The sequence below is a fragment of the Caldithrix sp. genome, assembly GCF_056497305.1.
In genome coordinates this window covers 1-9,836 of the sequence record NZ_JBSMDE010000035.1, presented here as the reverse complement: position 1 = coordinate 9,836, position 9,836 = coordinate 1, and the positions used below count along the sequence as shown (strand labels likewise).

Below are 9,836 nucleotides of genomic sequence, written 5' to 3'. Positions count from 1 at the left end.
AGAAACTGTTTTAATCACAATTATATTTGGCGCAGATTTAGCAGATATTCGCAGAAATAATTTAAACCAATTCTTCAACACGTCCTCCCTAAAACAGCATAAAAATTTTCGCATCCCGCTAAGCGGGATTATAAGTTTTGAAGGAAGTATTTTAACCCGGCTTAAAGTCCTAAGAATTGAATGCCTAAACCGCAAAGTAAAATGGTCATGCCTGCAATGGCGTGCGTAAAGCGTTCTGCTTTTTCCATGGGCAGCAAGCGAAAGCCTTTTAATCCTAGAAAGACAATGAGCGACATGGTGGCGATGGTCACCAGGCCAAAAGCCAGGGTGACCATGGTTAAATCGAACCAGTGATTTTGAGCGGCCGGGTACATGAGGATGGGGATGAGCGGCTCGCAGGGGCCGAACACAAAAATCAGGAATAAAACCCAGGGCGTAATGGATTTTTTGTTATCCTCGTGGATATGGGCATGGCTGTGGAAATGCGTGTGCGGATGTCTATGGCTGCTGCCATCCTCGTGAAGATGAAAGTGGGTGTGTGGCTTTTTTAAATAGGCCTGCCGCAAACCCCAGATAAAATAAATGAGGCCAAAGGCGATGAGCAGGTAGGCGGCCATATTTCCGCGTATCGATTCAATAAATTCAATCTTGTGCAGGGCAATACCCAGGGCAATACCGATCAATCCGATAAGAACTGAACTAAAAACGTGACCCAATCCACAAACAAAAGTAACGGATAGCGTACGGGGTAAGGTCCAGTTCCGCGCCCGAGAAATCATGATAAAGGGCAGGTAATGATCAGGGCCCGTTACTGTGTGCAAAAAAGCGATGGACACCGCGGTTGCCATTAAGAGCCACATAATATTTCCCTGTGAAACGTTTTTAATAAGTTACGAAATTAAAAAACGTAACACAAATGGTTTTGGCTGGTCCGCGCAAAAGAGGCGAAACCTGGATTGTCATGGCCTGTGACCTGGAGTCGGACGCGCTTGTTCCCTGGGGCAAAGGCATTTGTCAACCTGCTCGAGCATCCTCAAATGTTCATTCGGCCATGCATCAACAGGCCTGCTGTTTTGTATGAGAACAGGCCAAATAAACAGTGCCCACAACTTACACAGCGCTACCTTTGCATGATGGCTTCGATGCCGTCAATTTGTTTGGGAATTAATTTACCAAGGACGCGGGCGCCCGATTCTGTAACCAGCACGTCATCTTCAATGCGGATGCCTCCAAAGGAGCGGTAATCAGCCACGCGTTCGTAATTAATGAATTGATTAAATTTCTGTTCGGCCTGCCACAGATCAATCAGTTGGGGAATAAAATAGATGCCCGGTTCCACGGTAAGCACAAAGCCGATCTTTAATTCTTTGGCCAGCCTTAAATAAGCCAGACCAAACAGCTCGCTGCGTTGCGTCTGTTCATCGTAGCCTACAAAATCTTCTCCCAGGTCTTCCATGTCATGGACATCCAGGCCCATCATGTGGCCCAGGCCATGGGGAAAAAAGAGCGCATGCGCTCCGGCCTGAACAGCCTCCTCAATGTCGCCTTGCATTAATCCCAATTCCTTGAGTCCCAGTGTGATGACCTTTGCGGCCTGTAAATGGACATCGCGATATTTGACGCCAGGCCGGATCATGTCTATGGCAGTGGTCTGGGCGTTCAAAACGATCTGGTAGATGGCTTTTTGTTCCTCTGTAAATTTTCCGGAGACCGGTAAAGTTCTGGTAATATCTCCGGCGTAGTGGCTGGCTGCTTCGCCGCCACAATCCAGTACCACCAGCTGGCCTTTTTCCATTTGGTTGAGCTGAAACGGATTGTGCAGAATTTCTCCGTGAACGGAAAAGATCATGGGAAAAGAGAGTGAACCGCCCAGGCTTCGGGCTTTGCCCTGTAAAAGGCCTGCAACCTGGTATTCTTTTAGACCGGGGTTGATCAGTTTCATGGCTTCAAGATGCACCTGATAGGTGATGTCCAGCGCTTTCTCAATTTCGATGATTTCTTCTTCGGATTTGACGGAACGCTGTTCCACGACCGCTTTAATAAAGGGAACGGAGGCATACTTTTTTAAGAAATTAGCCCTGATGCCTAAGAGTTCCTGTAATACCAACATATTCTCATGACGGTACGGGGGCAGGAAATGAATGGTTCTCCCTTTTGCTAAAGCATCCTGGAGCATGGGCCCAAGGGCATTTAGCGCTTCGACCTGTTTCACGCCCACCTGTTCCGCCAGGTCCTGCATTTTGGGTTGCGAACCCATCCAGACAATGTCATCGACTTCAAAGTCATTACCAAAAAGAATCTCTTTCTGTTCGTCAAGATCGATCACAGCCGCTAAATCGGGTTGATCGATGCCCCAATAGTAGAGAAAAGTACTGTCCTGACGGAATGGATAGGTATTGGCGGGGTAGTTCATGGGCGATTCTCTGTTTCCCAGAAACAACAATAGTCCATTGCTCATCTTGTTTTTAAGAAGGTTACGGCGGTTGACGTAAATTTCTTTGCTAAACATATAAAATTCCTTTAATTGTGATTACTGTTCAATGATTTGGGCATTGGTGCAATGATTGCACTCAAACTGCAAGGTGATGTGTTTAATTTTGAACTTTTCTTGAAGAAGGCGCTCGATTTGATTGCGTAGCTGGCTGCTCTCACTGATCAACATGTCCTGAACGTCTACGTGACCTTCAATGTGCACATCGTTTTCGCCCACCATCCAAAGATGAATATGGTGAAAATCGTTGACCTGCGGTAAACTTTCTACAGCCTTTTTAATTTCTGTGATGGAAATATCCGGAGGCGCGCCTTCCATTAAAACGTGAATGGATTCGATTAAAATCTGGTAACTTTCTTTTAAAATGTAAATTCCAATCAAAATGGTAAGTAGAGGATCGATCCAGTAGATTTGCCAGTAGTAAATGGCAAATCCGCCGATCAGAACCGCAAAGGAAGAAACAGCGTCGGAAAGTAAATGCAAATAGGCCGAACGCAAGTTCATGCTTTTTTTAGCCAGTTTGGCCAGCAATAAGGTGCCGATTACATTAGCCGCGAGCCCAATGCCGGCGATGATCATCATTAATCCCCCCTGGATGTTCTGGGGATGCAAAAAACGGAGCAGAGCATGGTAAAAGAGATAGAGGGTAATGACCAGAAGGACGCCGGAATTTAAAGCGGCTGCAAAGATCTCGGCGCGTTTTAAACCAAAAGTGTGTTTGGGCGTAACCGAGCGCTTTTTTAGCTTAATGGCAATGTAGGAGATGATGATGGCAATACCGTCGCTAAAATTGTGCAAGGCATCGGAAATCAAAGAGAGGGAGCCAGCCAGCATTCCACCGATCAGTTCGGCCAGAGTGATCACAAAGTTTAAAATCATGGTGATGAGCAGACGCAGTGTGGGCGTATCCTGATGGAAGTGTTTATGCGCATGGTGGTTTAAATGACTCATGTACCTTACCCGACTTTTTTTAATTAATTTAGTTGATCATCCAAAACAGGGCAAATAATTAAAGCGAATCCCTGAAGAAGTTATAGCGTTAGAGAAAAATAAGAGATCAAGGCAAGGCTAATTTTTCGGGGAGCCGATCTTCTTGATTTACGATGCTTTAAGGATCGACTCTGCAGAGCGGCCTTGTCCAGTTCGATCTGACAAATTTTAATGCAGTAAATTGCGGCCTCAGGAGAAGGGAAAATGGTTTTGAATGCCCTGCCGGCTTCAGGATGAATTGAGCGCTGAAAATGCAAAAAATCAATTGCATTAATTCGCAGATGAAAGATGGAGTGCCGGAATGGAAACGATGAATTAAAAACAGAGGCTGATTAAAATTTGAAAAATTGCTTTGATTTTTTTAAGTTCTAACGCTTGTTACGAAACAGTAGCAAAAACGGAGAGGTGCGAGAGCGGTCGAATCGGCACGACTGGAAATCGTGTGTACCTTCGTGGTACCGTGGGTTCGAATCCCACCCTCTCCGCTTTTTTTTATTTTGAGTCTGTAAGCATAGCTTGAGCGGAAGCCTTCCTTTTTAAGAGAAATCCAGATAACTTTTTTCTGAACTTTCGGGCAAAATGTAACATGTTCACATTCTTCAAAGCTTAAAATATTTTCTTCAAAAGAACTGTCCAGCCATGACGGGCTGCGAAATGTCAGGTCGGCATGGGTTCTCAAAAAATGCTTTGCCCATACCAAAGTTTCGAGCTGAGGCTCGAGTTACATTGCGATTACGAATTACTTGCCAGTGTAGAAGATTCCTCATCCCTTTATCGCCTCTCCCGCAAAGCAGTCGAGAGAAAAAACAGTGGATTGGAAATTCTACTCTAAAGATAACTTTTAGGTCTTCGTGACTTTTTGCGGGGGATTCAAATTCTCCTGAGAGGCCTTTAATACTGTTTAGCAAAATTTGCATCAGAATCCAGAAAAGCCTACCTTAGTAACACATAATTGAGTGACGCATGGAGGTTTTTATGTTAAAATATGTTGTCATCCTTTGGATGCTCTTAGGCACCTTTTCCTGTTCACAAAGAACGGTTCAAAAAGAAGCCAATGCGGATTGGGCCACTGGTATCGTCTGGTATCAGATTTTCCCGGAGCGTTTTTATAATGGCGATACCAGCAATGATCCAACAGCCGAAGAGGTGCCGGGCGCCGATTTGCAACCCGGCTGGCGCATTCATCCCTGGACCTCAGACTGGTACAAAATTCAACCCTGGGAAAGAAAACAGTCCAGTCGTTTTTATGACGTGGTTTTTACACGGCGTTTTGGCGGTGACCTTGTTGGGGTGATTAAAAAATTGGATTATTTAAAAGAATTGGGCATTGACGGTATCTATTTTAATCCGCTTTTTGAAGCGCCAAGCCTGCACAAATATGATGGCTCTACCTATCACCATATCGACAATAATTTTGGTCCGGATGCTGCCGGCGATCTGGAGCGCTTGAAACAGGCCAGAGAAACGGAAGACCCTTCCACCTGGATTTGGACCAGGGCGGATTCCCTTTTCCTGAAACTCATCAAAGAGGCTCATGCGCGGGGCATTAGAATCGTCATTGACGGAGTTTTTAATCATACCGGAACCGCGTTTTTTGCTTTTCAGGATATTCTTAAACATCAACAGAATTCGCCTTACGCGCATTGGTATTCCATTACCCGATGGGACGACCCCCAAACTCCGCAAAACGAATTCGATTACAAAGGCTGGTGGGGTGTCAAATCGCTGCCGGAATTCAATGAAGATGAAAAGGGCATTGTCAATGGTCCTCGGCAGTACATTTTTAATGCCTGTAAACGCTGGTTGGACCCGAATGGAGACGGCGACCCTTCCGATGGAATCGATGGCTGGCGACTGGATGTCGCTGAAGAAGTAGCCAGACCATTCTGGAAAGAGTGGTACGCCAGAGTCAAACAAATTAATCCGGCTGCGCTGGTTGTTACCGAAATCTGGCATGATGCCTCAGATTGGATCAAAGGGCGTTTAACGGACGCCACCATGAATTACGAATTTGCACGGGCCATGATGGCATTTTTTATTAATCAAAAACAGGCCATTAGCGCTTCAGAGCTGGCCCACAGACTGGAAGACCTCAAGCAAAGGTATGGTTTAAAATCTTTAAATATCCTGTGGAGTATGCTCGATTCACATGACACGGATCGTTTGGCTTCCATGATTCTTAATCCGGATCGTGGATACGACCGAGCGGCCGGCCCCAGAGACAACCCCCAATACGAGGTGCGCAAGCCCACGGCAAATGAGCGCCAAATTCAGAAACTTATTGTCGCCTTTCAGATGACCTTTGCCGGGGCGCCGATCATCTATTATGGGGATGAGGCGGGCATGTGGGGCGCCGATGATCCGGATGACCGCAAACCCATGACCTGGCCGGAAATGAACTTTGAACCGGAAGCTCACCATCCTTTATCAGGAAAAAAGCGACCGCTTGATGAAAATCGTTTTGATCCCCGGCTGTTTCATTTTTACAAAAAATTGATTGCCATCCGGCATCGTTACCCGGTTTTGTCTCAGGGCGATTTTCAATTTCTCAAAGAACAGATGAATTCCGATCTGGTATTAATAAAGCGCACGGCAGGTAAAGAACAGGCCCTGCTGGCGTTCAACCGCTCTGATAAACCTGTGCAGGTAAGCTTGCAGATTTCAGCTAACTTTACAGATGCCTGGCAGAATGAGCCGCTGTCCGCTGAAAATGGCCAATTGAAATTGAGCGTTCCGCCAAAAGGATTTCGAATTTTAATCGCCAGGGAATGAATCTTTTAGCTTTTCTCTTCGTAATTTAAACAGATTGTCAATTGGAAGGGGAAACAGATGGATTTTATCATTGCAATTTTTATTTTCCTGGTCATTGGCTGGATTGTCTTAAAATTATTTGGCGTTGTGTTTCATGTAGGAATTTTCATGCTCACTTTGCCGATCAAATTACTTGGTCTGGCTCTGGCTTTAATCTTAACGCCTCTTATCTTGATTCCCCTGGGTTTGTTTGCCGGCATTGTTAGTCTGATTGCACTTCCTTTCGCCTTAATCGGGCCGGCTGTTCCAGTTTTGTTAATTGCTCTTGGAATCTGGGCGCTTTTAAAGCACAACTAAAATGATTTTGGCCAGGAAAACGCTCGCCAGTTTATGAAGTTTAGTCCTGGACAAATTAATCCCCTTGTTTCCGGATTTCTTTAGACGATGAAAAAAGAAACCTTTTCTACAGAAGACACGTAATTTAAAAATGTATCGTGTACGGAGAAACCTGGAGGGGCCATGAGAAGACTTGGGTTATTCGTAATATCAATTTTTTTATTTACCAGCCTGGCGTTTGCTATTTCGGATGCTCAAAAGAAAAAAGAAATCCAGATTACCCTTGAGGGGCAGTCAGAGGGGCATCGCTTTGGACTCGTTGTTACAGAACCGGATTCACAAACACTGGCAAAATATGACTTGCAGGGCGGCGCGGAAATTATTGAAGTGGAGCCAAACAGCGAAGCCCAAAAGGCCGGATTAAAAGCGCATGACATCATCATCAAAATGGATGGCGAGCCTATTGAGTCCCCGGAAGACCTTGAAGACTATTTCAGCGAGCTGGATCAGGAAAAAGATGTGGATATTGTGGTTCATCGTTCCGGAAAAGAGTTGATCTTTACTGCGCATGTGCAACCTTTGGATCTTGCAGAGCGCCAGATTCTATTACGCCTGAAAGCCGGTAAATTAAAGGCCAAAGCCGATTCCATCGTTAAACGCCTTAAAATGAAATTAAAGGCCGGAAAGGCAGAACATCTGAAGGGCGGATTTTTGGGAATCAGGGCAGAAACGCTTACAGAACAATTGACGGAATATTTTGAGGTCGAATATGGCGTACTGGTTAAAAAGGTATTGAAGGATTCGCCTGCCGAAAAAAGCGGTATTAAAGCCGGAGATGTGATTTACAAAGTCAATGAAAAAGAGATTCATGATGTTGAGGATCTGGTACGAACCGTGAATTATTACGATCCGGGTGATGTGGTAAAAGTTTATTTAAAGCGCAAAGGTAAACGCAAAACCATCTCCGTAACATTGGGAAAAAAGAAACCGTTTGTCCCGGACATTGAAACTTTTACCTGGCCCCCTGAGGTTATTAATCCCAGAGAATTTCGAATGAAACGGTTTAAAGGGCACCTCTGGCAGGACGAAGAGGAAAGCCCACTCAAAGAGCAGGAAAAAGAGCGGGGAATTTATCGTTTTTAGCCAAAGAACCTTGTAATATTTCCTTAAAAAGAGCTAATGCTGTAGCGTGCGAAAATTTTTATGATGAATATCTTAAAATTGTCCCGTAGAGACATTTAAATGACCAATCCGCCTTGATTCAACCGTCCCTACGTGACAATAAATCGTAGCGCGACTCTCCAGAGTCGCTAGCGAGTCGAAGGCTCGCTTTAATAATCCGCCCTGTTTCAGCCGTCCCTGACTGGACGGACGGGGTGTTTGTTGGGATCCATTGTTCCCGCTGTTGAAACGGCGGACTATTGTCAGACGTCCCTGACGGGAATTTGGTATGAGTTTTGTTTATTTTCCGCATCTTTAAATTTGTTATTTAGTCAGATTCCATTACTGGGCCAAAATGAACGGGAACTATCCCGCCGGTTTCATCGCCACCGAAGCACATGAATGTAAATATCGTAGTTCATGTTTGATGGTGTTTTAAAATAGAGATAGGCCGAAAGGCCAGAATCTTTCGTCTTCAAAAGAATAATTGGTTAGACAAAAAATTATTCATAGCTAACCGATAGTCCTTACATCCTTTCCAGTGAAGGAGCGCATTAAACGAAGTAAATGGGCAAAAAAATGACCTCCGTCTGGTTAAAACGGATGATTTCCTGATAATCCATGGTAATGACAAAAGCGCGTGCCGGCTGGTATTGGTGAATAAAACTGCGCAATCCGGATGGGAGACGCATTATTCGTTTCTGTTGAAATTTAACTTCCAGAGGAATAATCTCTCCCTCCTTAAAAATAAGAAAATCGACTTCCTGTTTGTTTTTACTACGCCAGAATTTTATCTCCGGCACATATCGTTTTTCCAGCTGGTTAAAAACGAAATTTTCCGCCAATTGCCCCCAAAAAGCGCTTCCTGGTTCCAGCGTAAATTTTCCCAGAATCGCATTACAAATTCCAACATCTTCAAAAAATAGTTTAGGCATTTTGCTCAACTCTTTCCGCACGTTGGAATAAAAAGGTTTAAGAAGTCCCAGAACAAAGGTGCTTTCCAAAATAAACACATACCTTTCGATCGTTGCACGAGAAATGCCCAGGGTGTTGTAAAGCTCAGAAACGTTTACCAGATTTCCTGTTTGAGTGGCCAGGATTTTAACCAATTTGTTAAACTTATCCACACTTTCTATGGAGAACAAAAAAGCAATATCTTTTTGAATATATGAGGTGTAGATTTCATATAGCGATTGAATCCGCTCCCCCCGAGGCTCCAGGAGCGTGGTTTCCGGATAGCCGCCAAAAGTTAAAAAGTCGAATATTTCAGCCAGGAGCTGGCTTCGAATTGATGGCAGAATTTTCGGTATTTCAGAAGATGTTGAAAAAAAGTTGTAACCTTCCAGCTGCCTGTACAAATGCATTTTCCCTTTAAAAACCAGGAATTCCCTGAAATTTAGTGGGAAAAGTCGAAAAACGCGTTTCCGTACCACCATAGATTCACTCAACAGGGATTTGATGCGCAATGAGGATGAGCCGGAAACCACAAATTTTAAATTGGGATAGTGGTCAAACATATATTTTAGTAAAGAGGGGGCATTTTCAAGGTACTGAATTTCATCCAGAAAGACATAGCCTCTCTGGTTTGGATGAGGCAAGGCCTGAATAATCTGCCGGGCCACCAAATCATAGTCAGGTGATTGAAAGTTTTCTCGTTGATTGGGATTCTCCAGGTCAAAGTACAGCGGGTTTTTCTGGACCTCGGGCTCGCGAAGCAACATTTTCATTAGCGTTGTTTTTCCGGTTCGTCGGGACCCGAAAAGGATTAAAACGTAGGGCGTTTTCAAATTGCTTTTAAGTTGCGGGAATACATCTCTATTGAGGAAATTTGATTCTATCATGTAGCAAATTCTCTTACATTTTGCAAAGAATATAATTAATTATTCCGGATTTATTAAATTGTTATCTTAAATTTATTTTAGAATACTTACATTTAAAGATTTATCAACTTAGCGTTCGAAAATTTATCTGCTGAAGATCCTAAGGCAGCAGAGCCGCAACCTTTACAAAACCGCAAGGGGCACAAAGAAGTAATTATAATTAAAAATTACGAATTATTTTGCCAAGGGACAAGTTTCCCCAGGCGGTGAAGGTCTGTGCCGGCATG

The 9,836-nt window shown here is 44.2% G+C and carries 7 protein-coding genes and 1 tRNA gene; 4 read left to right on the top strand and 4 right to left on the bottom strand.

Going from position 1 to position 9,836, the window contains the following annotated elements:
• Nucleotides 1-161: 161 nt before the first annotated feature.
• From ACWB0I_RS03020 to ACWB0I_RS03010, 3 genes are all read right to left on the bottom strand, one after another.
• Complete coding sequence (locus ACWB0I_RS03020; RefSeq protein ID WP_479386556.1) at nt 162-860, bottom strand: urease accessory protein UreH domain-containing protein; 699 nt, start codon at nt 858-860, stop codon at nt 162-164.
• Between the two features lie 260 nt (nt 861-1,120).
• The gene (locus tag ACWB0I_RS03015) at nt 1,121-2,509 is read right to left on the bottom strand and encodes an aminopeptidase P family protein (RefSeq protein ID WP_479386555.1); all 1,389 of its coding nucleotides are present in this window, start codon (nt 2,507-2,509) and stop codon (nt 1,121-1,123) included.
• Between the two features lie 21 nt (nt 2,510-2,530).
• Nucleotides 2,531-3,442: a cation diffusion facilitator family transporter gene (locus tag ACWB0I_RS03010; RefSeq protein ID WP_479386554.1), complete on the bottom strand. Its 912-nt coding sequence runs from the start codon at nt 3,440-3,442 to the stop codon at nt 2,531-2,533.
• A 438-nt stretch (nt 3,443-3,880) separates the two neighbouring features.
• Between ACWB0I_RS03010 and ACWB0I_RS03005 the strand changes: the two genes are divergently transcribed.
• From ACWB0I_RS03005 to ACWB0I_RS02990, 4 genes are all read left to right on the top strand, one after another.
• Nucleotides 3,881-3,966, top strand: a tRNA-Ser gene (locus ACWB0I_RS03005).
• Between the two features lie 490 nt (nt 3,967-4,456).
• Nucleotides 4,457-6,253, top strand: coding sequence for a glycoside hydrolase family 13 protein (locus ACWB0I_RS03000; protein ID WP_479386553.1), 1,797 nt, complete (start codon nt 4,457-4,459; stop codon nt 6,251-6,253).
• A 57-nt stretch (nt 6,254-6,310) separates the two neighbouring features.
• Complete coding sequence (locus ACWB0I_RS02995) at nt 6,311-6,589, top strand: hypothetical protein (protein ID WP_479386552.1); 279 nt, start codon at nt 6,311-6,313, stop codon at nt 6,587-6,589.
• A 162-nt stretch (nt 6,590-6,751) separates the two neighbouring features.
• Nucleotides 6,752-7,711: a PDZ domain-containing protein gene (locus ACWB0I_RS02990; protein ID WP_479386551.1), complete on the top strand. Its 960-nt coding sequence runs from the start codon at nt 6,752-6,754 to the stop codon at nt 7,709-7,711.
• Between the two features lie 572 nt (nt 7,712-8,283).
• Here the strand turns inward: ACWB0I_RS02990 and ACWB0I_RS02985 are convergent.
• Nucleotides 8,284-9,570, bottom strand: coding sequence for an ATP-binding protein (locus tag ACWB0I_RS02985; RefSeq protein ID WP_479386550.1), 1,287 nt, complete (start codon nt 9,568-9,570; stop codon nt 8,284-8,286).
• Nucleotides 9,571-9,836 lie beyond the last annotated feature (266 nt).